12 protein-coding genes and 3 pseudogenes are annotated in these 22,501 nt (G+C 73.3%); 5 read left to right on the forward strand and 10 right to left on the reverse strand.

Going from position 1 to position 22,501, the window contains the following annotated elements:
• Both ACFUK0_RS33655 and ACFUK0_RS33660 read right to left on the reverse strand, forming a co-directional pair.
• Positions 1-155: TetR family transcriptional regulator (locus tag ACFUK0_RS33655; RefSeq protein ID WP_380256645.1), on the reverse strand; the 155-nt coding region annotated here is incomplete at its 3' end.
• Between the two features lie 61 nt (positions 156-216).
• The gene (locus tag ACFUK0_RS33660) at positions 217-1,809 is read right to left on the reverse strand and encodes an AMP-binding protein (protein ID WP_380256623.1); all 1,593 of its coding nucleotides are present in this window, start codon (positions 1,807-1,809) and stop codon (positions 217-219) included.
• A gap of 216 nt (positions 1,810-2,025) precedes the next feature.
• On the opposite strand from ACFUK0_RS33660, the gene ACFUK0_RS33665 reads away from it, so the two are divergent.
• Positions 2,026-2,754: a hypothetical protein gene (locus ACFUK0_RS33665; protein ID WP_380256625.1), complete on the forward strand. Its 729-nt coding sequence runs from the start codon at positions 2,026-2,028 to the stop codon at positions 2,752-2,754.
• 73 nt (positions 2,755-2,827) lie between these two features.
• The gene (locus ACFUK0_RS33670; RefSeq protein ID WP_380256627.1) at positions 2,828-3,430 is read left to right on the forward strand and encodes a class F sortase; all 603 of its coding nucleotides are present in this window, start codon (positions 2,828-2,830) and stop codon (positions 3,428-3,430) included.
• A gap of 23 nt (positions 3,431-3,453) precedes the next feature.
• Here the strand turns inward: ACFUK0_RS33670 and ACFUK0_RS33675 are convergent, their stop codons facing one another.
• From ACFUK0_RS33675 to ACFUK0_RS33690, 4 genes are read right to left on the reverse strand one after another with little or no spacing between them, the layout of a single operon-like run.
• Complete coding sequence (locus ACFUK0_RS33675; protein ID WP_380256629.1) at positions 3,454-4,656, reverse strand: acyl-CoA dehydrogenase family protein; 1,203 nt, start codon at positions 4,654-4,656, stop codon at positions 3,454-3,456.
• A gap of 30 nt (positions 4,657-4,686) precedes the next feature.
• Entirely contained in the window at positions 4,687-6,693 is a 2,007-nt protein-coding gene (locus tag ACFUK0_RS33680; RefSeq protein WP_380256631.1) for a biotin carboxylase N-terminal domain-containing protein, read from the reverse strand.
• 27 nt (positions 6,694-6,720) lie between these two features.
• On the reverse strand, positions 6,721-8,319 hold the full coding sequence (locus tag ACFUK0_RS33685; RefSeq protein WP_380256633.1) for an acyl-CoA carboxylase subunit beta: 1,599 nt from the start codon (positions 8,317-8,319) through the stop codon (positions 6,721-6,723).
• On the reverse strand, positions 8,316-10,007 hold the full coding sequence (locus ACFUK0_RS33690; RefSeq protein WP_380256635.1) for an acyclic terpene utilization AtuA family protein: 1,692 nt from the start codon (positions 10,005-10,007) through the stop codon (positions 8,316-8,318). The genes ACFUK0_RS33685 and ACFUK0_RS33690 overlap by 4 nt, the downstream gene beginning before the upstream one ends.
• Before the next feature lie 398 nt (positions 10,008-10,405).
• On the opposite strand from ACFUK0_RS33690, the gene rox reads away from it, so the two are divergent.
• Positions 10,406-11,833: a rifampin monooxygenase gene (gene rox, locus ACFUK0_RS33695; protein WP_380256637.1), complete on the forward strand. Its 1,428-nt coding sequence runs from the start codon at positions 10,406-10,408 to the stop codon at positions 11,831-11,833.
• Here rox and ACFUK0_RS33700 read toward each other — a convergent pair.
• Entirely contained in the window at positions 11,779-12,387 is a 609-nt protein-coding gene (locus tag ACFUK0_RS33700) for a VanZ family protein (protein WP_380256639.1), read from the reverse strand. The genes rox and ACFUK0_RS33700 overlap by 55 nt on opposite strands.
• A gap of 299 nt (positions 12,388-12,686) precedes the next feature.
• Between ACFUK0_RS33700 and ACFUK0_RS33705 the strand changes: the two are divergent.
• Positions 12,687-13,824, forward strand: a pseudogene (locus ACFUK0_RS33705) (serine hydrolase domain-containing protein).
• A 47-nt stretch (positions 13,825-13,871) separates the two neighbouring features.
• On the opposite strand, the gene ACFUK0_RS33710 reads toward ACFUK0_RS33705, so the two are convergent.
• Positions 13,872-15,095 carry a serine hydrolase domain-containing protein gene (locus ACFUK0_RS33710; RefSeq protein WP_380256641.1) on the reverse strand — a complete coding sequence of 408 codons (1,224 nt, stop codon included), beginning with the start codon at positions 15,093-15,095 and terminating at the stop codon, positions 13,872-13,874.
• A gap of 590 nt (positions 15,096-15,685) precedes the next feature.
• Positions 15,686-19,081, reverse strand: coding sequence for a CARDB domain-containing protein (locus tag ACFUK0_RS33715; RefSeq protein ID WP_380256643.1), 3,396 nt, complete (start codon positions 19,079-19,081; stop codon positions 15,686-15,688).
• A 529-nt stretch (positions 19,082-19,610) separates the two neighbouring features.
• Between ACFUK0_RS33715 and ACFUK0_RS33720 the strand changes: the two are divergent.
• Positions 19,611-21,971 (forward strand): annotated as a pseudogene (locus ACFUK0_RS33720) (hypothetical protein); the annotation flags it as partial.
• A 47-nt stretch (positions 21,972-22,018) separates the two neighbouring features.
• On the opposite strand, the pseudogene ACFUK0_RS33725 reads toward ACFUK0_RS33720, so the two are convergent.
• Positions 22,019-22,102 (reverse strand): annotated as a pseudogene (locus ACFUK0_RS33725) (TIGR03943 family protein); the annotation flags it as partial.
• Positions 22,103-22,501 lie beyond the last annotated feature (399 nt).

Raw genomic sequence — 22,501 nt, forward strand, 5'->3', positions numbered from 1 at the left:
CCCCGGGACACCCCGGCCCGCTCGGCGACCACCGAGACGGTGCTGCCGTTCCAGCCGACCTCGGCGAGACACTCCACGGCCGCCTCCAGCAGCCGGCGGCGGGTGGCGCGGCTGCGGTCCTGCTGGGGCGCGCGGGCGGCGGCGTGGGTGGTCATCGGCGGTCTGCGTCCCTGGGGGTGCGGGCTGGTCCGGTGCGGTCCCGACGATCCTCGCAGATCACCCGGCGGACGCCCGCTCGCGGTCCCGCAGTTCGCGCCGCAGGATCTTCCCGCTCGCCGACTTCGGGACGGCGTCCACGAACTCCACCGCCCGGACCTTCTTGTACGGCGCCACCCGCCCGGCGACGAAGTCCGCGACCTGCTGCTCGGTCAGGCCGCTGCCCGGCGCCCGGACCACGAACGCCTTCGGCCGCTCGGCACCGTCCGCGTCCGGAACGCCGATCACGGCGGCGTCGGCGATCTGCGGGTGGGTGAGCAGCAGGGCCTCCAGTTCGGCCGGGGCGACCTGGTAGCCCTTGTACTTGATCAGCTCCTTCACCCGGTCGACGACGAACAGGTAGCCGCGCTCGTCCACGTACCCGACGTCGCCGGTGTGCAGCCAGCCGTCCTCGTCGACGGTGGCGGCGGTGTCGGAGGGACGGGCGAAGTACCCCTTCATCACCTGCGGGCCGCGGATCAGGATCTCGCCGCTCACACCGGCGCCCAGATCCTCCCCCGGCCCGTCCAGCGCGGTGATCCGCAGTTCGGTGGACGGCACCAGCCGGCCGACGGACCCGCGCGACGGGTCCGGGTCCGAAGGGGCGATCACGTGGGTGACGGGCGAGAGTTCGGTCATGCCGTAGCCCTGCAGGATCCGCGGCAGACCGAGCCGGCGGGCGCACGCGTCGGCGAGATCGGCGTCCAACGGGGCGGCCGCGCTCAGCACGTACCGCAGCGAGGACAGGTCGAACCGCTCGACCAGCGGGTGCCTGGCCAGCGCGAGGACGATCGGCGGGGCCACGATCAGCGCCTCGACGCGCTGCTCCTGGATGGTGCGCAGGAACTGTTCGAGGTCGAAGCGGGGCAGCACGACGACGGTGGCGCCGCAGCGCAGCGGCTGGTTGAGCAGGGCTGCCAATCCGTAGATGTGGAAGAAGGGCAGCACGGCCAGCAGGCGCTCGCCGACCGCCGGGCGGTAGAGGGCGTCGGTCTGCGCGAGGTTGGTGGCGATCGAGCGGTGGGTGAGCATCACGCCCTTCGGCAGGCCGGTGGTGCCGCTGGAGTACGGCAGCACGGCGATGTCGGTGCCGGGGTCGATCTCCGGCGTGGGCGCGGGCGCGGTGGAGGCCAGCAGGTCGGCGAGCGAGCGGTGGCCCTCGGCGCCGTCGCAGACGAAGACCTCCCTGACCGGCGTCCCGTCCGCGGCCAGCGCGTCGGCGGCCGCCCGGACGACGGGGAGGAACGGCGAGACGGTGATGATCCAGCGGGCCCCGCTGTCCCGGAGCTGGGTGGCCAGCTCGCCCGCCGTGCTGAGCGAGCTGACCGTGGTGACGGTCGCCCCGGCGGCCGTCGCGCCGTAGTACACCACCGGGTAGGCGACGGTGTTGGGGCTGAACAGGGCGACCACGTCCCCCGGCCGCACCCCCGCCTCCGCCAGCCCGGCGCTCGCCCGCCGGACGGCGGCGGCCAGCCGGCCGTAGCTCACCGTCTCCCCCGTGACGCCGTCGACCAGCGCGATCGTCTCCGGGTGCTCGTCCGCCGTACCGAGCACGGCCAGGTGGACGGGGAGGTCGACGGGCTCGACGTCGGGGTAATCGCTGCGGAACACCATGCGTGCCTCCGGGTGGGGTGATGCTGACGACTGCTCACGGGCCTGCCCCCAGGGTGGCGTCGATCCGCGCCGCCGGACAGGGGAACGGCGATGATCCGAACTGACGAAATGACCGGGCCGCAGCGCGTGGCGTACGCGGCCGTGCACCGGCCGCACCGAGCGTGGGGAGTCTCTGACGTCCGACAGCCGGACGCCCCTGGCAGGCTGGAGTCCCCCGTGATCACCTCTCGGCGTCCCGAACGCCTCAGCACCTCCCGGACCGTCATCGCGGTCGCGGTCGCCACCACGGCCGGCGCCGTGTCGCTCGCAGTCGCACCGCTCGCCCAGGCCGCGCCCGGCGACAACGGCGACATCAAGGTGCACGAGAGCACCACGGCGGTGACCGACCCGCGCGACGAACCACAGGTCTGCCGGTTCTACCTCGACGCCTTCAACTTCGACACGCTCCAGCTGGTCTCCTGGACCATCGAGCAGCAGCCGCCGACCGGTACCCAGCAGGTGGCGGCCGGGAACCTCGTCCTGACCGACGGCACCGGGCGGACCGCCGACATGACCCTGCCGGACGGCCACTACCGGGTCAACTGGACCTTCGTCGGCGAAACCGGCAGCGCGAAGCACAAGGTCTTCATGGTCGACTGCCGGCCGGGCGCCAGTCCCAGCCCCTCGCCGGGCGCGAGCGCCAGCCCCTCTCCGGTCGGCGGACCGGGCGGCGGCCCCAGCACCCTCGGCATCCCGAGCACCTCGCCCCGGCCGTCCGGCAGCCACTCGCCCGGCGGCCCGCCGGCCGGCGGCGGTCCGCACGGCGGGGTCGGCACCGGCGGCGGCGGCACCTCGCAGGGGTTGAACCCCACCGAGGTCGGGGCCGGCGCGGCCCTGCTCGCCGTCGTGGCGGGCTTCGGCATCCGGGCCGCCCGCCGCCGCGCCGCCCGCAATGCAGCGGCCTGACCTTCGGCAGCGGCCTGACGTTCGACAGCGGCAGACGAGCCGTCGCGGCCCCGGTCGGCTGACCGCCGGGGCCGTGGCGCTCGGCCTGGCCCTCGGCATCTGGCTCGTCCAGGACGGCTCCGGCGGGAGCGGTCCGCCGCCCCTGGCCGTCGCTGCCTCCGCCTCCCCCGCTCCCGCCGGTGCGCAGGCCACGCCGCACAGGCCGCCGCCGGCGCCGCTGCCGCCCTCGGAGCCGACGAGCATCAGAATTCCGTCGATCAAGGTCAATGCCCCCCTCCTCGCACTCGGCCTGGACGCGGCCGGCCATCTGGACACCCCTCCGGTGGCGCAGGCCAACCTGGTCGGCTGGTACCGGGACGGCGCCGCCCCGGGCTCACCCGGCAACGCGATCATGGCGGGACACGCCGACACCCGCTCCGGACCGGCCGTGTTCTACCGGCTGGGCCTGCTGCGCAAGGAGGACACCGTCGAGGTGCGGCGGAAGGACGGACGGACGGCCGTGTTCAGCATCGACGCCGTCCGCTCCTACCCCAAGAACAGCCTGCCGGACGGCCCGGTCTACGGCCCCACCGACCGCCCGGAACTGCGCATCATCACCTGCGGCGGCAAGTACGACCGGGTATCCGGCTACCCGGACAACGTGGTCGTCTTCGCCCACCTCACCGCGACCCGCTGAGGCCCGCCCGCCGCCCGGCACCGTCAGTAGGAACGCGGCAGGCCCAGGGTGTGCTGGGCCACGTAGTTGAGGATCATCTCCCGGCTGACCGGCGCCACCCGGCCGACCCGGGTGGCGGCGAGCAGGGCGCCGAGCCCGTACTCCTGGGTGAGCCCGTTGCCGCCCAGGGTCTGGACGGCCTGGTCGACGGTGCGGGCGGCGGCCTCGCCGGCGGCGTACTTCGCCATGTTGGCGGCCTCGCCGGCCGCCGCGTCGTCGCCCTCGTCGTAGAGCCGGCCCGCCTTCTGGGTCATCAGGCGGGCGAGTTCGATCTCGATCGCGCAGCGGGCCAACGGGTGGGCCAGGCCCTGGTGCGCACCGATCGGGGTGTCCCAGACCGTACGGGTCCGGGCGTACCCGACGGCCTTGTCCAGGGCCTGGCGGGCGAGTCCGAGGGAGAACGCGGCGGTCATGATGCGCTCGGGGTTGAGCCCCGCGAAGAGCTGGAGCAGGCCCGCGTTCTCGTCGCCGACCAGCGCGTCGGCGGGCAGCCGGACCTCGTCCAGGAACACCTGGAACTGCTTCTCGGGGGCGACGAGTTCCATCGGGATCGGCCGGTACTCGAAGCCGGGGGTCTCGCGCGGGACGATGAACAGCGCGGGGCGCAATCTGCCCGTCCGCGCGTCCTCGGTGCGGCCGACGAAGAGCACCGCGTCGGTGTGGTCGATGCCCGAGACGAAGACCTTCCGCCCGGAGAGCAGCCAGTCGTCGCCGTCGCGGCGGGCGACGGTCGAGATCCGGTGCGAGTTCGAGCCGGCGTCCGGTTCGGTGATGCCGAAGGCCATCCGGCGGGTCCCGTCGGCGAGGCCCGGCAGCCACTGCCGCTTCTGCGGCTCCGTGCCGAACCGGGCGATGACGGTGCCGCAGATCGCGGGCGAGACGATCAGCAGCAGCAACGGGCAACCCGCTGCGCCGAGTTCCTCCAGCACGATGGCGAGGTCGGTGATGCCGCCGCCCCCGCCGCCGTACTCGGCGGGGAGGTTGACACCGAGGTAGCCCGACTTCCCGGCCTCCGCCCAGAGTTCCTCGGCCGGAACGCCCCGGCGGGCCCTGTCGAGGTAGTAGGCGGAGCCGTAGCGGCGTCCCAGGTCACCGACGGCGCGACGCAGTGCCCGGCGCTCCTCGGTCTCGATCAGCTTGGCGGCGGTGCTGGTGGTGGTGCTGGTGGTGGTGCGCGGTGCGGACATCAGGGTCCCTCCGGGCGCGGTGGCGGCTGGTCAGGTGGTGGGGCTGGTGAGGGGGCTCTTGGTGGGACTGGTCGTCGGGCTCTTGGTGGGGCTCCTGGTGGGGCGGTCGGCGGGGCAGACGACCGCCAGCAGGGCGCCGAGCTCGACCTGTTGGCCGGGGGCGACCCGCAGTTCGGTCAGCGTGCCGTCGACCGGCGCGGTGACGCGGTGTTCCATCTTCATCGCCTCCAGCCACAGCAGCGGCTGGCCGGCCGTGACGGCCTCCCCCGCGGCGGCCGCGGTGCGGACGACGATGCCGGGCATCGGGGCGAGCAGGGCGCCCGGCTCGGTGGGGGCGACGGCCTCGGGGAAGCGGTCGAGGGCGGTCAGCACGGTCGCCCCGCCGGGCCCGTCCAGGTGGACGAGCGAGCCGTACACGGCGATGTCGAAGGAGCGGCGCAGGCCGCCCACGGCGAGGACGACGCGCTCGGCGGTGGCGTGGACCAGGGTGGTGCCGGGGTGCTCCTCGGCGTCCAACCGGCCGTCCCGGGTGAGCCGGTAGCGCACCTCCTGCTCGCTGCCGTCGGCCGCCCGGTACCGCTTCACCTGCGGCTGGGACGGCAGGTTGCGCCAGCCGGACGGCAGCGCGGTGCGGCGGGCGGCGGCGTCGGCCAGCGCGGCGGCGAGGGCGGGCAGCGGGTCGGGCCCGCCCGGCCCGGCCCGCAGGCCTTCGGCGTGCTCGGCCAGGAAGGCGGTGTGCACCTCGCCGGCCAGGAAGGCCGGGTGGCGCAGCGCCGCGACCAGCAACTCCCGGTTGGTGGTGAGGCCGTGGATGCGGGCGCGGGCCAGCGCGGCGGCGAGCCGGCGGGCGGCGGCAGCCCGGGTGGGCGCCCAGGCGACGACCTTCGCGAGCATCGGATCGTAGTGGATGCCGACCACGGTGCCGGCCTCGGCACCGGAGTCCAGGCGGACGCCGGTGTCGGCGGAGGTGGTGGTGAAGTGCGCCTGCACGGAGTCGAGTTCGAAGCGCAGCAGGGTGCCGGTCTGCGGCTGCCAGCCCGCGGCCGGGTCCTCCGCGTAGAGCCGGGCCTCGATCGCGTGGCCGCGCGGGGCGGGGGGCTCGGCAGGCAGTGCCTCGCCCTCGGCGACGCGCAGTTGGAGGGCGACCAGGTCGAGGCCGGTGACGCACTCGGTGACGGGGTGCTCGACCTGGAGGCGGGTGTTCATCTCCAGGAAGTGGAACCGCCCGTCGGGGGCGAGCAGGAACTCGGCCGTCCCGGCGCCGGTGTAGCCGATGGCGCGGGCGGCTGCGACGGCGGCGGCGGACAGTTCGGCGCGCAGTGCGGGGTCGAGGCCGGGCGCCGGAGCCTCCTCGACGACCTTCTGGTGGCGTCGCTGGAGTGAGCAGTCGCGTTCGCCGACGGCCCAGACCGTGCCGTGCGTGTCGGCCATCAGCTGCACCTCGATGTGCCGCCCGGTGGGCAGGTAGGGCTCGCAGAACACCTCGTCCGATCCGAAGGCCTTCACGGCCTCGGCGCGGGCGGCGGCGAGTTGGGGCGCGAGCTCGTCCAGCGTGCGGACCACCCGCATACCGCGGCCGCCGCCGCCGGCCGCCGCCTTGACCAGGAGCGGGAGATCCCGCTCGGTGGGTGCGGTGACGGCGGCGAGCACGGGCACGCCGGCGGCCGCCATCAGCCGTTTGGCCTCCGTCTTGGAACCCATCGCGGCGATGGCGGCCGGCGGCGGGCCGATCCAGGTCAGCCCGGCGTCGAGGACGGCCTGCGCGAACCCGGCGTTCTCGGAGAGGAACCCGTACCCGGGGTGGACCGCGTCGGCGCCTGCGTCCAGGGCGGCCCGGACGATCAGGTCGCCGCGCAGGTAGGTGTCGGCGGCGGCCGCGCCCGGCAGCCGTACGGCGGTGTCGGCCTCCCGGGTGTGCGGGGCGTCGGCGTCCGGGTCGGAGTGGACGGCGACGGTGGCGATGCCCAGGTCACGGCAGGTGCGGAAGACCCGGCGGGCGATCTCGCCGCGGTTGGCGACCAGCAGAGAAGTGATCATGGCGGTGGTGTCCCTCACAGGTGTCCCTCACATCCGGAAGACGCCGTAGCCGCGCGCACCCTCGACGGGCGCGTTGTGGATCGCGGAGAGGCAGAGGCCGAGCACGGTCCGGGTGTCGCGCGGGTCGATGACGCCGTCGTCGTAGAGCCGGCCGGAGAGGAAGACCGGCAGTGACTCCGCCTCGATCTGCTGCTCGACCATCGCCCGGATCGCGGCGTCCGCGTCCTCGTCGTAGGGCTGCCCCTTGGCGGCGGCCGACTGCCGGGCCACGATCGACAGCACACCGGCGAGCTGCTGCGGGCCCATCACGGCCGACTTGGCGCTCGGCCAGGCGAACAGGAAGCGCGGGTCGTACGCCCGGCCGCACATGCCGTAGTGCCCGGCGCCGTAGGACGCGCCCATCAGCACCGAGATGTGCGGGACACGGGAGTTGGCGACCGCGTTGATCATCATCGCGCCGTGCTTGATGATGCCGCCCTGCTCGTAGTCCCTGCCGACCATGTAGCCGGTGGTGTTGTGCAGGAACAGCAGCGGGATGTCGCGCTGGTTGGCCAACTGGATGAACTGGGCGGCCTTCTGCGACTCCTGGCTGAACAGCACGCCCTGCGCGTTGGCCAGGATGCCGACCGGGTAGCCGTGCAGGCGCGCCCAGCCGGTGGCGAGGCTCGCGCCGTACAGCGGCTTGAACTCGTCGAAGTCGGAGCCGTCGACCACCCGCGCGATCACCTCGCGCGGATCGAAGGGCACTTTGAGGTCGCCGGGCACGATGCCGAGCAGTTCCTCCTCGTCGTACTTCGGAGGCGGTGCGTGACGGCTCGGATCGGGGCCCGCCTTGCGGTGGTTGAGGCGGGCGACGATCCGGCGGGCCAGGCGCAGCGCGTCCGGCTCGTCCAGCGCGAAGTGGTCGGCGAGGCCGGAGGTACGGGCGTGCATGGCGGCGCCGCCGAGCGACTCGTCGTCCGACTCCTCACCGGTGGCCATCCTGACCAGCGGCGGCCCGCCGAGGAAGACCTTGGCACGCTCCTTCACCATCACCGTGTGGTCGGACATGCCCGGCACGTAGGCGCCGCCCGCGGTGGAGTTGCCGAAGACGACCGCGACGGTGGGGATCCCGGCGGCGGAGAGCCGGGTGAGGTCACGGAACAGCGCGCCGCCGGGGATGAAGATCTCCTTCTGGCTGGGCAGGTCGGCGCCGCCGGACTCGACCAGGTTGACCAGCGGCAGGCGGTTGGCCAGGGCGATCTCGTTGGCCCGCAGTGCCTTGCGGAGCGTCCAGGGGTTGCTGGCGCCGCCGCGCACGGTCGGGTCGTTGGCGGTGATCACGCACTCGACGCCCTCGATCACACCGATGCCGGTGACCAGCGCCGCACCGACCGGGTAGTCGCTGCCCCAGGCGGCGAGCGGGGAGAGTTCGAGGAACGGGGAGTCCGGGTCGACCAGCAGCTCGATGCGCTCGCGCGGCAGCAGCTTGCCCCGGGCGCGGTGGCGTTCGACGTACTTCGGGCCGCCGCCGGCCAGGGCCTTCGCGTGCTCGCCGGCCAGTGCGGTGAGCTTGTCGAGCATGGCGGCGCGGTGGGCGGCCCAGTCCGGGCCGGCCGGGTCGAGGCGGCTTGGCAGCACGGTCACAGCAGGACCTCCGGGATGTCGAGCCGGCGGGAGCGGAGCCACTCCCCCAGGGCCTTGGCCTGCGGGTCGAACCGCGCCTGGGCGGCGACGCCCTCGCCGAGCAGGCCCTGGACGACGAAGTTGACCGCCCGCAGGTTCGGCAGGACGTACCGGGTGACGGGCAACCCGGCTGTCTCGGGCAACAGTTCGCGCAGGAGGTCGACGGTGAGGGTGTGCGCGAGCCAGTGCCAGCCCGCCTCGCTGCGGGCCCAGACACCGAGGTTGGCGTCGCCGCCCTTGTCGCCGCTGCGGGCACCGGCCACCAGGCCGAGCGGTGCCCGGCGGGTCGGGCCGGGGGCGAGTGGCGCGGGCAGTTCCGGCTCCTCGGCGGGCTCCAGCGGGCGCGTGACGGGCGCGGGCGGGACGGCGCGGCGGGCGCCGTCGGGGAGGACGGCCGTGTGCTCGACGGCTCCCGCGTCCAGGTGGACCGCCTCGAAGACTCCGTACGGTGCGCCGGGGCCGGGCGGGGCGGTGACGTGGAAGCCGGGGTAGCCGGCGAGGGCGAGTTCCACGGCGGCGGAGCCGACGGCCCGTCCGGCCCTCCGCTGGTCCCCGTCCCGGACGGTGAGGTGCAGCAGCGCGCTGGCCTCCTCCTCGGTGCGGGCGTCGGGGTGGTCCGTCCGGGCGAGGGTCCAGCGGAGTTCGGCGGGGCGGTCGTCCTTGCCGAGCGCCTGCTCGAACTGCTCGCGGACGAGGGCGGCCTTGGCCTCGATGTCGAGCCCGGTGAGGACGAACACCACCTCGTTGCGCCACCCGCCGAGGCGGTTCAGCCCGGCCTTGAGGGTCGGCGGCGGGGCCTCGCCCCGGACACCGCTGATCCTGACCCGGTCGGGGCCGTCCGCGGTGAGGCGGACGGTGTCGAGCCGGGCGGTGACGTCCGGGCCGGCGTAGCGCGGGCCGGACGTCTCGTACAGGAGTTGGGCGGTGACCGTCCCGGTGGTGACGGCGCCGCCGGTGCCGGGGTGCTTGGTGATCACGCTGCTGCCGTCGGCGTGGAGTTCGGCGATCGGGAAGCCCGGGCGGCGGACGTCGTGCTCGTGGAAGAAGGCGTAGTTCCCGCCGGTGGCCTGCGCCCCGCACTCCAGGACGTGGCCGGCCACCACGGCGCCGGCCAGTGCGTCGAAGTCCCCCGGGCCCCAGCCGAAGTGGGCGGCGGCCGGGCCGGCCACCAGGGCCGCGTCGGTCACCCGGCCGGTGACGACGATCTCGGCGCCAGCCCGCAGGCACTCGGCGATGCCGAAGGCCCCGAGGTAGGCGTTGGCGGCCAGCAGGCCACCGGGGAGGCCCAGTTCGGCTGCGCGCGGCAGCAGATCGTCCCCCTCGACGTGGCCGACGCGCACGGTCAGGCCCTGGTCGGCGGCCAGTTCGCGGAGCGCCGCGGCGAGCCGGGCCGGGCTCAGGCCGCCGGCGTTGACGACGATCCGCACCCGGCGGTCGAGGGCCAGCGCGAGACAGTCCTCCATCTGGCGCAGGAAGGTCTTCGCATAGCCGAGGCCCGGGTCCTTCTGCCGGTCCCGGGCGAGGATCAGCATGGTCAGTTCGGCGAGATAGTCGCCGGTCAGGACGTCGAGCGGCCCGTCGGTGAGCATGTCGCGGACGGCCGTGAAGCGGTCGCCGTAGAAGCCCGAAGCATTGCCGATCCGCAGCACCGTACGCCTCCCCTGCCCTGGCGGTCGCCCTCGGGGAGCAGCGTGGCACCGACCCGAAAAAGAAGCAAGCATGCCTGCTTGTTTTCTTGGGCGACCACTCCGGAGACGTCGGAGACCGCTCTTCTGCGGCAGGTGGCGGGGGCCGGGCGCCAGGCGGCAGGCGTTGGGCAGCCGGGGGAAAAGACAAGGGCAAGGAGGTCACTCCCTCCTTGCCACTCTCAAGATATAGCGCACCGGGGGGCTTGCGGCAAGGCCCCGGTGGTGCCGCAGAATGATCGACCACGGCCGGAAACTGGGGAAATGACGGATTCACGAAGACTATGTGCTTCTGTCGGTGAATGAACCGCGCAGGACCGCCGGCCGGGATCCGGTCCTGCTGAAGTCGAATGGGTGTTCCGATGATTGACGTGATCGTGGTCGGCGGCGGACCGACCGGCCTGATGCTGGCCGCCGAGTTGCGGCTGCACGACGTGCGGGTGGTCGTGCTGGAGAAGCTGACCGAGCCGACCGGGCAGTCCCGCGGGCAGGGCCTGCACGCCCGCAGCGTCGAGCTGATGGACCAGCGCGGCCTGCTGGAGCGGTTCCTCGCGGTCAGTGAGAAGTTCTCCGTCGGCGGTCTCTTCGGCGGCATCGTCAAGCCGTGGCCGGACCAGCTGGACACCGCCCACCCGTACGGACTCGCCACCCCGCAGCCGGTCACCGAGCGGCTGCTCGACGAGCATGCCCTCGAACTCGGCACCGAGATCAGGCGCGGCTGCGAAGTGACCGGGCTGAGCCAGGACGAGGACGGGGTGAGCGTCGGGCTGCTGGACGGCACGCAGCTGCGCTCGCGCTACCTCGTCGGGTGCGACGGCGGCCGCAGTACGGTGCGCAAGCTGCTCGGCGTCGGTTTCCCCGGCGAGCCCTCCAAGGTCGAGACGCTGCTGGGTGAGATGGAGGTGACCGAGGACCGGGCGACGATCGACGCCGTCGTCGCGGAGGTCCACCGGACCCAGCTGCGGTTCGGCGTCGCCCCGGGCGTGAACGGGGTGTGCCGGGTGATCGTGCCCGCCGACGGGGTGGCCGAGGACCGTGCGGCCGCGCCGACCCTCGACGAGTTCAAGCAGCAGTTGCGGGCCGTCGCGGGCACCGACTTCGGTGTGCACTCGCCGCGCTGGCTGTCCCGGTTCGGCGACGCCACCCGGCAGGCCGATCGCTACCGGGTCGGCCGGGTGCTGCTGGCCGGCGACGCCGCGCACATCCACCCGCCGACCGGCGGGCAGGGTCTCAACCTCGGCGTGCAGGACGCGTTCAACCTCGGCTGGAAGCTCGCCGCCGAAGTCAACGGCTGGGCCCCGGAGGGGCTGTTGGACAGCTACCACACCGAACGGCACCCCGTCGGCGCCCGCGTGCTGGACAACACCCGCGCGCAGATCACGCTGCTGGGAGCCGACCCGGGTGCGACCGCGCTGAGGGGACTCTTCTCGAAGCTGATGGACTTCGATGAGGTGAACCGCTACGTGACCGGGATGATCACCGCGGTCGAGGTCCGCTACGACCTCGGCGAGGGCCACGACCTGCTCGGCCGGCGGATGCGGGACGTCCCGCTGAAGCAGGGCCGCCTCTACGAGCTGATGCACGGCGGCCGCGGCCTGCTGCTCGACCGCACGGGCCGGCTCTCGGTGCAGGGCTGGGCCGACCGGGTCGACCACGTCGTCGACGCCGGGGAGGAGCCGGACGTGCCCGCCGTACTGCTGCGGCCGGACGGCCACGTGGCGTGGGTCGGCGAGGATCAGGAGGACCTGCTCGGCCGGCTGCCCGAGTGGTTCGGCGCCCCCGTCGGCTGACCGTCGGTGGTGAGCAGTTCGGGCGGTCCGGGCCGGCGGCGGGCCCGGCGGCCGGGCGACTCGACGGCGGCGGGGCCCGGCGGCTGCGGGCGCCGGTGCACCGCCCGGGCCGCCCGGCGGCCCAGCAGCAGGTAGCCGAGCAGCGCGCCGGCCGTGTTGAGCACGACGTCGTCGATGTCGAAGGCGCGCCCGGTGATCAGGGCGCCCTGGACCAGTTCGACCAGCAGCATGACCAGCGCCGTGGTCGCGAACACCCGGAGCAGCCCCCACGAGCCCGGCCGCAGGACGGGCAGCAGCACGCCGAACGGCAGGCCGAGCAGGACGTTTCCGCCCACCTGCCGGATCGCGTCGGCCGTCGTGGCGTGGAACAGGTAGTGCCGCAGCGAGTCGCCCGGCCGTACATTGCTGTGCACCTGCCCGACCGCACCCGGGACGGACACCAGCGTGATCCGGGCCAGCACCACCGCGAAGGCCACCATCCCGGCGAAGGCCAGGAGCAGCGCGAGCACCCTGACCACGGCGGCGCCCCACGAGCGCCCGGGTGCCCGCGGCACCGGGGCCGGCGCCGATCTACCACCTGTGTCGTCGCCCGCGTCCGCACGACCCGGACCCTCGACCGCCGTATCCGTGACGGCTGCGGCCATCCCGCCGCCGCCCGCCCCGCCCGCCCGCTTCTCCATGACACCCCTCCGGCCGTTGGACTTCCGGCCCGCCGTCTACCCCCGTTCGGGCCGGCCAAGCAGCCGTCCCGGCTGCCATGGGTCGCAGTTCGGGGCCTGCGGCCGGGAGTGCTTCGACGGTGGCGGGGTGTTGGCGCCGGACGGAACGTCAGTGATCGACACGGGAGGGCGGGATGTCAGGCGGAATCCAGGTGCACGGCCAGGTGGCGGACGGGTTCGAGGGAGTGCGCGAGGAGTTCGCGGCCGTTCTCGCCCTGGAGACGGCCGAGCCCGGGGCCCAGCTCGCGCCCAGCTGGACGGGCGGCGGGTGGTCGACCTGTGGGCCGGCGACGGGATCGACGGGGAGTCGCTGACCGCCGTGTACTCGGTCAGCAAGGGCGCGGCCCACCTCGTCGTGGCCCTGCTGGTGTAGGACGGCGTGCTCGCGCCGGACGGCGAAGTGGCCCACTACTGGCCGGAGTTCGCCGCCGAGGGCAAGGGCTCGCTGACGCTGCGCGAGCTGCTCGCGCACCGCTCCGGCGTCATCGGGGTGGACGGAGGCTTCACTCCCCTGGAGCTGGCCGACGACCGCCTGGTCGCCCAACGGCCGGCCGGCCGGCGCCCGTTCCGGGCACCCGGGCAGGCCTACGGTTACCACTCCTTCGTGATCGGTGCCCGCACCGGCGAGGTGGTGCGGCGGGCCACCGGGCGCTCGATCCAGGAGCTGTTCGAGGAGCGGATCAGGGCGCCGTACGGGCTGGAGTTCCATCTCGGGCTGCCCGAGGCCCTGGAGGAGCGGTACGTCGAGGTGCGGCCGGCGCTGCCCTCACCGGAGCAGCTGGCCGCGTCCGCCGCTGCCGGCCCCCGGCGTCCGACAGCCTGCCTGCGATCGCGTTCAACCAGCACGGCGCCCAGCCACTCGACCTGGTGGAGTGGGCCAACACCCGGGCGGTGCGCGCCCTCGGGCCCGCATCCGCCGGCGGCGTGGCCAACGCGCGCGGGCCGGCCGGGATGTACGCCGCGGCGATCAGCGAGGTCGACGGCCGGCCGCCGCTGCTGAAGCCCGACACCGCCGCCGAGTTCGCCCGGCTGCACACACCGGGCACCGACGCCGTCACCGGCGAGCCGGACCACTTCGGCCTCGGCTTCGAGACCCAGTCCACGCGTTACCCGTTCCTGGGCCCCGAGGCCTTCGGCCACGGCGGCGCGGCGGGCTCGCAGGCCTTCGCCGACCCGCGCAGCGGTGCCGCCTACGCCTACACCCGCCGCCGATTCTCCTCCCCGGGCGGCCCGGCGCCCGAGAACGCCAGGCCGGCGGCGGCGGCGCGGTAGCCCGCCGGCCGCCGGCCGCCGGGGCAAATGACGGCCCGCCCCGGCGGCTACTTGTCGGCGGGGATCTCGTAGACGTGGTCCGGGGTGACGATGGAGGTGACCGCGTTCGCGAAGAGGGTGCTCGGCTCGTAACCGTCGTGCGGGATGTCGGTGTTGAGCAGGACCACCAGCGTGGCGTCCTGCTCCGGGAGGTACACCGTCACGCTCTGGTAGCCCGGCAGCGATCCGTTGTGCCCGATCCAGCCGTTGGTCCGGAAGAGGCCCAGGCCGTACCCGTCGCCGCCGAATCCGGGCACGGTGATGAACTTCTCCCGCTCCGCCTGGGTGGCCGGGGAGAGCAGGGTGCCGGTGGCGAGGACCTTGGCCCAACGGCGCAGGTCGCGCAGGTCGGAGATCATCGCGCCGGCCGCCCAGCCCCAGCTCGGGTTCCAGTCCGTCGCGTCGGTGACCTCGCCGGTCAGGGTCTGGTTCGTGTAGCCGTGCGCGTGCGGGTCCGGGAACTCGGCGCCCTGCGGGAACAGGGTGTGCCGCAGGTGGGCCGGCCCGGTGACGCGCCGGTGGACGAACTCGGCGAGCGGCACCCCGCTGAGCTTCTCCACCAGCAGGCCGAGCAGGATGTAGTTGGTGTTGGAGTACTGGAACTCCGTGCCCGGGGCGAAGACGTTGTCGTGCCGGAAGGCGTACGCCAGCAGCTCCTGCGGCGTGAAGGGGCGGGTCGGGTCGCTGAGCAGGGCCTGGACGAAACCCGGGTCGAAGGTGTACGAGAAGAGGCCGCTGCGCATCTCGGCGAGCTGGCGGACGGTGATGTGCTCGCCGTCGGGGACGCCGTCGAGGTAGGCGGAGATCGGGTCGTCCAGCCCGACCAGGCCGTCGTCAACCAGCTCCAGGACGGCGGTGGCGGTGAAGGTCTTGGTCTCGCTGCCGATCCGCATGTTGAGGCGGGGCGTCATCGGCGCACCGGTCGCCTTGTCGGCCACCCCGGACGACCGGACGTAGCTGCCCCGGCCGGGCAGCCACAGACCGACCGTCACACCGGGCACGCCGGCCTCCGCCCGGGTGCGCTCGACCGCCTCGTCGAGCCGGGCCACCAGCGCGGGGTCCAGGCCGTCGGGCGGGCAGTCGTCGCCGTGCGGGTCAGCGGCGGTGGCGGCGAAGGTGGCGGCTGCGGCCGGCTGGGCGGCCTGGGCCGGGCTCGCGGTCAGGGTGACGGGGGCCAGGGTGGAGAGGGCGAGCAGGGCGGTGGCGAGTCGGCGGGCGGGGGCACGGCGCATGGCAGGACGTCTCTTCCAGGATTGGTGACCTTGCGAACCACAGGTCACCACTCCCCCGCGCCCCACGCCCCGCCCCCGGAGGCACCGCCCGGCGAGTCCACCCGTACGGCCCCGGCCCGGAGCCGGGGAGAGGGAGAGAGAGACGGGAACGGGAGCGGCGTCCGCGCGGCCTTCGACCCGATGCGGGCCGCCGTACGGCGGAAACCGGCGAGGTCGGACGCCCTGCTCCCCGAGGTCGGCGTGACGGTGCGGGCAGCGACCCAGGAGACCCGGCCCCGCCTCGGCACCGGCGATCATCACGTACCGGGACGGGTCGGTGTCGGACTCGTTCATGACGACGGTGCCGGAGGGCAGGGTGCGGGTGGTGGCACCGGCGAGCCAGGTACCGGGCACGCCCATCAGCGGGCGCTGGAAACGGCCCTGACCCGTTCGGGCCAGGGCCGCATGCGCGCATCGGCGCGGGACGGTGCGCGGACGGCGTGAGTGGTACGGAGGCGGCGGGACAGCACGACGGCCCTCCGGGACCGCGGGTACAGATCCCGCGGCCCGGAGGGCCGTCGCTCAGGTGACCGGTGGTGCGGACGTGACTGCTACGGGGCCGGGGTGTTCGGGGTCCCGTTGATCACGAACTGCGAGCCGGGCTCGATCAGGACGTTGCCCTGGGCCGAGTTGGTGATGGTGACGTTGCTCAGGGTGGCGGAGCCGCGCGCGCCTCCGTGGGCGAGGATGCCCGAGCCGTTCACGGACTTGTCGATGCGCACGTTGCTGACCTGGACGTTCGGCATGGAGCCGCCGCCGGTCTTGAACTGGATGCCGTCGTAGGTGGAGTCGTAGATGTCGGTGTCGCGGATGGTGACGCCGGTGATGTCCTGCGAGGAGGCGAACAGGGTGATGGCCCCGAACTCCTGCTGCTCGCCCCAGAAGGCGCCGCCCGTGCGGTACAGGGCGTTGTTGGCGATCAGCGTCTGCCCGGAGAAGGGCAGCGGGTCGTGGTCGGTGGCCAGCATGATGCCGGGGTAGTTCATCGTGTCGGAGATGATGTTGTTCTCGATGGTGTTGCCGTAACCGCCGTACACCGCGATGCCGTTGGCGCGCCACGGCAGCTGGATCGTGTTGTTGCGGAAGTGGTTGTCGTGGCCGATGTCGACCGACTGGTCCTTCACGGCCTTGTTGGACCAGACGGCCAGCGAGTCGTCGCCGGTGGTGCGGAAGGAGGAGTTGAAGACGGTCGAGTTGCGGGTGCTGTTGGCGAAGTTGATGCCGTCCGCGTAGGTGTTGCGGATGCGCATGCCGTTGAACTCGATGCCGTCGCCCGGACCCCACAGGGCGGGGATGTTGTCGTAGTCGCGGCCGACCCAGACGGCGACGTTGGCGTGCTCGATCCAGACGTTGTTGATCTTGGTGTTCTTGCCGAACCGGCCGTTGAGGCCGACACCGCCCTCGGCGTTGCCGTCACCGCCGCGGATCGTGCCCGAGCCGAAGATCGCGAGGTCGGAGATCTGGGTGTTGTCGTCGATGTCGAAGCCGAAGTTGCCCTCGTGCGGGTGGTTGATGCCGTGCGCGTCCTGCGGGGCCGTCAGCGTGTAGAGCTGGGTGTGCCACATGCCCGCGCCCCGGATCGTCACGTTGCTGATGCCGACCTGGTTGAACTGGCCGCGGTTGAGCGGGTCGTCGGTGAGGATCTTCTGCTCCTGCCGCCACTGGCCGGCCGGGATCCACACGCAGGAGATCTCGCCCTTCTGGTCCGCCGTCACGGCCCGCTGGATGGCGTCCGTGTCGTCGATGCCGTCGTTGGGCACGGCGCCGTACGCGGTGATCGAGGTGCAGCCGGCCGGCTGGGCGAGGGCCGGGGCGACCTGCTCCAGGTCGACGAGGTCGATGATGTAGAAGGCGGCGCTGTCACCCGCGTCCCGCTGGAGGCGGAACTTGGTGCCGGGCGGGTACGACTGCGCCAGCAGCGCGTTGGACTCGTCGAACAGCCGGCGGGCGTCGCCGCCGGGCGTGTTGGTGAGCCCCTCGGGGCTGTCGGTGCTGCCGTACAGCCAGCTGTGCTTGGAGGAGAGCGTCAGCTTCCGGTTGAAGGTGCCGTTGATGTAGAGGCTGATCGTCGCCTCGGCGCCGCCACCGTTCGCGGCGTCCGGGATCGAGTTGCGCACGACGATCGAGTTGGCGGCGTTCGTGGAGGTGAACTCCACGTACTGGCCGGAGGAGTTGAGCTGGACCGACTTGCGGCCGGACGACTCCGTGGCGAAGTTGGTGTGGCTGAACGTGCGCTTCAGGTCCGACTGCAGCAGGGCGCCGGTGTACTGGGCGTCCTCCGCCTCGTACTCGGTGTACGGCAGTGCGGCGCCGCGGCCGACGACGACCGAACGGGCGAACACGTTGTTGTTCTCGTTCGTCTCGGCGACGACGCCGGTCGCGTCCGCCGTGGCGGTGAGCGTGGCACCGCCGCTGGTGGCGGTCCAGCTGCCGGTGACCGGCACCTGGACGGTCGTGCCGGCCGCGATGGCCCCGGTCGTCCCGTTCAGCGTGGTGGTGCCCACGGCCAGACGGGTGACGGTGCCGGCCGCGACAGCGGTGGTGCCCCGGTTCTGCACCGCGACGGTGAAGCCGACGGACGCTCCCACGGGCGGGTTGGCCGGGTTGGTGGTGATGCCCGTGACCGTCAGGTCGGGGCCCGGGGCCTGGGTGACGGTGAGCTTGGAGGCGGCCGTCCGGCTGTTGTTGGAGTTGTCCTGCTCGGCGACCGTGTCGGTCGGGTCGACCACGGCCGAGACCGTGTAGCTGCCCTGGGCCCGCTTGCCCACGGCGACCGCGACGGTCGTCGAGGCACCGGCGGCCAGCGCGCCGACCGGGGCCGAACCGGCCACGACGCCCTCGACGCTGACGGCGACGGTCGTCGCGGGTGCGGCGGCCGTCCCCGTGTTGCGGACCGTGGCGTTGACGGTGACGTCGTCCGCCTCGGAGGGGGCGGTGGGCGACCATGCCAGGTCGGTGACGGCGAGGTCCGGGTTCGGAGCGGCGGCCCCGATGACCTGGAGCTCGGCGACCTGCGCACCCGGGGCACCGGTGTTGGTGAAGAACGTCAGCTGCACGTCCGCGTAGCGGCCGGTGACCGGGATCGTCACGGTGTTCTGGTTGGACGACGGGCTGAACGCGTAGTCGGCCCGCGCCCGCAGTGAAGTGAACGAGGTGGCCGACTGCTCCCGGCCCTGGATCTGGATCGCCTGCGTCCGGGCGGCCCAGGCGGCATCGGGGTTGAGCTTGACCACCACGCCCTGGATGTCCGCGTTGGCGCCGAGCTTCACCGTCAGGGTCGACGGGACGCCGGCCGACTCCCAGTAGGTGGCCGTGTTGTCGTCGTTGGCGTTGGACGCGACGTAGCTCTGGGTCGTCGACGAGGCCTCGATGGCCTTGTTCCGCGCCAGGTTCGAGCCGGTCACCGGCCCCGGGTCGACCGGGCCGGTGCCGCCGCCGGTGCCGTAGACCTCCAGCTCGGATATCTGCGCGGCGTTCCAGCCGGTGTTGCCGGACACCTGGACCCGCACGTAGCGGACCGCGGAGGCGGTGAAGGTGATGTCCACGGTGTTCGCACCGGCGGGGTCGAACACCCGGCCGGCGGACGCGGCCAGCGTGCTGAAGGCCGTCCCGTCGGCGCTGCCGAGGACGCTCAGGGTCTCGGTGCGGGCGCCCCAGGACGACGGGAGCTTCAACGCCACCTCGTTGACGCTGAGGCTGCTGCCGAGGTCGACCTGCACCCACTGCGGGAACGCCCCGGCGGGGCTCTCCCAGTACGAGGCCTGGCTACCGTCGGTGACGTTGCCGGCCGTGTATCCGCCGTTGCTGCCACCTGCGGTGGCCGGCTTGCCGAGTGCGAGGTTGGGGCCGGCCGCGGCGTGGGCGGCCACGGGTGTCAGCCCGACGGCGACCAGGCCGGCGACCACCGTGCCGGTGATCAGCCGCAGGCCCTGCTGGGTCCATCTCATCGTGTGGGGGTCCTCGTGGTCGTGTCCGGGCACCCGGACGCGGCCCGTCGCCGGTCGGTCGTCCGGCGGTCGCGGAAGGTGCGCTGCGACCGGGGAGCCGGATAGCGGGCGTGCGTACAGGTGCGCCGATCAGTGGGGGTGGGGGATGCCCCGCCGGGCCGCCTGACGCAGCTCTGACGAGGATTGACAGCATGTACGAAAGCCTTTTGCATTACTTGGTCGATCATTTGCACTGTCAGGGTGACAGATTTCTATCAAGTAACCACTTTGTCAACAGTCCTGACCCGACGGATGACACGCCGGGTGCGTTCCCCCAGCTCGGAGCGGTGGCCGCCGAGCACGTACCTGACACGCCCACGAGCGGCGTAGTGCCCGCCCGCCCGCCCGGGGCAGCCGAAGCTGAACCTCCCGGAACTGCCGGGCGGAGCAACCACAGCGACGGACGGCGAGGAGCCGCTTGATGGCCTGGCACGGGCGAACACTTCGAAGGACGGGCGCCCTGGTGATGGGCGCGCTCGCATTCGGCGCGATGGGCGCGGGGCCGCTGGCCGTGCCCACGGCCCTGGCGGCGCCGCCCACCGGGGGCACGGTGATCGTGAACGAGACGTTCCAGGGCGACTCGGTACCCGACCCGGCCTGGGAGCCGCTCGGCCGGACCTGCCTGACCGGCGCGCCGCTCGGCAGCACCCCCGCACCGGACGCGGCCCAGATCCCGTCCTGCCCGGCCGGCGGCCAGGGACCGCCCCCGACCCCGGGTGTGACTCCCGGTTACCTCCAGCTGAACGACGCGAGCGGTTTCGTCGGCGGCGCGCTGCTCTACCGGCGCCCGGTGCCGGCCTCGGCCGGCCTGTCGGTGACCTTCGAGCAGTACCAGTACGCCGGCACCGCCGCCCCCGGGGACGGCATCGGCTTCTACCTGGTCGACGGCTCGACGCCGCTGGACAGCCAGGGCTCGGACGGCGGCAGCCTCGGCTACGCCCAGCGCAACCTCTCCCCCGGCGTGGTCGGCGGGTACCTGGGCGTCGGCCTGGACGCGTACGGGAACTTCTTCAACGACGGGGAGAGCCGCGGGGCCGACTGCCCGACCGGGCAGCAGTCACCCGTCCAGGTCGACGGGCCGGTGGCGCCCAACGCGATCACCCTGCGCGGGCCCGGCGCCGGCACCTCCGGCTACTGCTACCTGGCCTCCACCACCACCCCGACGGCCGACCCGATCCGGTACGCCTCGACCCTGCCGGGCACCCTCAGCGCGGCCTTCGGCACGACCGATCCGGCCGTCGCCAAGCGGCTGGTGAACGTGCAGATCACCCCGGCGCCCTCGCCCCGGGTGATCGTCCAGCTCGACTTCCAGGACGGCGCCGGCTGGCAGCAGGTCCTCGACCAGCCGGCCCCGCCCGGGCTGCCGCCGACGTACAAGTTCGGCTTCAGCGCCTCCACCGGCGGCAGCACCGACGTCCACCTGATCCGCGGCGTGAACGCCTCCACCATCGTGCCGCTGAGCCGCCTGGACCTGGTGAAGCAGGTCGACCGCACCGGCGCCCCGCTGCCCGCGGAGATCACCGCCGGTACGGTCATCCCCTACCAGTACGTCCTGACCAACGGCGGGATCGACACCCTGACGAATCTCCAGGTCACCGACGACCGGCTCGCCCCGGTGAGCTGCCCCGCCACCACGCTGCCGCCGTCCCCGGCGCAGGGCAGCACCGTGGTGTGCACCGGCAGCTACACCGTCACGGCAGCCGACGTGACGGCCGGAAAGGTCGTGAACACCGCCACGGCCACCACCGTCGCGTCGAACGGCGCGACCGTCAACGCGGGGCCGTCCTCGGTGACGGTGCCGCTGGTCTCGTCGCTGAGCCTGACCAAGACGGTGCTGACCCCCGCGCCGCAGACGGCCGGGCAGACCATCGACTACTCGTTCACGATCACGAACACCGGTGGCTCGACCCTCAACACCGTGATGATCCAGGACCCGCTGATCAGCCCGTCCTCCGGCCCGAGCACCATCTCCTGCCCGGTCTCCGTCCTGGCCCCCGGGGAGAGCACCGTCTGCACCGCGAGCTACCTGCTCAAGGCCTCCGACCTGGACGCCAACGGGAAGTTCACCAACACCGCCACGGCCAACGGCCAGAGCGGCATCGGGCAGAACGTCACTTCGCCGCCGGCCAGCGCCACGGTGGGGCAGAGCGCGGACATCGCGCTCGAAGTGACGGCCGCGCCGACCGTACCGCAGGTCGGCACCAACGTCACCTTCACCGTGACGGCCACCAACAACGGGCCGGACGACGCCTCCTCGGTGGTGATCTCCAACCCGGTGCCGGCCGGCTCGACCTTCGTCTCCGCGACCCCCGCCACCGGCACCACCTTCGACACCGCCACCAACAGGTGGACGATCCCCGCGCTGGCCGTCGGCAAGTCGACGCAACTCACCTTCGTCGTCCGGGTGGACACGGCCGCATCGGTGACCGACACGGCCACGGTCGTGTCGGCCGCCCAGACCGACCCGGTGACCGAGAACAACACGGCCTCCGCGACGGTCGTCCCGGTGCAGTCGACCGACATCGCGGTCACCAAGTCCGTGGACGACGCGACCCCGCAGCTCGGCCAGCAGGTCACGTTCACCGTCGGCGCCGAGAACAAGGGCCCGGTCGCCGCCACCGGGGTCGTGCTCAACGACACCCTGCCGGCGGGGCTGACCCTGATCCGGGCCACGGCGTCCACCGGCAGCTACGACCTGGTCACCGGCACCTGGACGGTCGGGGACCTCGCGGTCGGCGCGAAGGCGACCCTGACCCTGACCGCGGCGGCCACCCGGACCGGGACGCTCTCCAACAGCGCCGCCCTGACGGCATCCCAGCCGGGGGACTCCGATCCGACCAACAACCAGGCCACGGCCACGGTCGTCGTACGGAACGTGCTCCCCAGCCCGTCGCCCAGCCCCTCGCCGTCACCCTCGCCCAGCCCGTCCCCGTCCCCGTCGCCGTCCCCGTCCCCGTCGCCCTCACCCAGCCACAGCCCCAGTCACAGCCCCAGTCACAGCCCGAAGCCGTCGCCGAGCCACAGCCCGTGGCCCAGCCCGTCGCCGTCGGACGACTGCCCGAGCCCCGGCCCTGACGACGACTGGCGTCCCGGCCACCACCCCGGCACCCGCGTGATGCCTGCGGCGGCCGTCACGAACCCGAGCCCGAGCCCGAGCACAGACACGGGCGCAGGTACGGGCACGAGCGCGAGCCCGCCCCCGCACACGGCCGCGCTCGCGAGCACCGGCTCCGTACTCCGGCCGGTCCTCACCGCCGCCGCCACCCTGATCGCCGTGGGCGCGCTGTTCCTCGCCACCACCACCCGGCGTCGCAGGCACTGACGACTGACAGCGCCGGCCAGGCCGGACACTGACCGAGGCGGGCCGCCCCTCCCAGGGGC

It is taken from the genome of Kitasatospora sp. NPDC057223 (assembly GCF_042669755.1).
Classification (GTDB): Bacteria; Actinomycetota; Actinomycetes; order Streptomycetales; family Streptomycetaceae; genus Kitasatospora.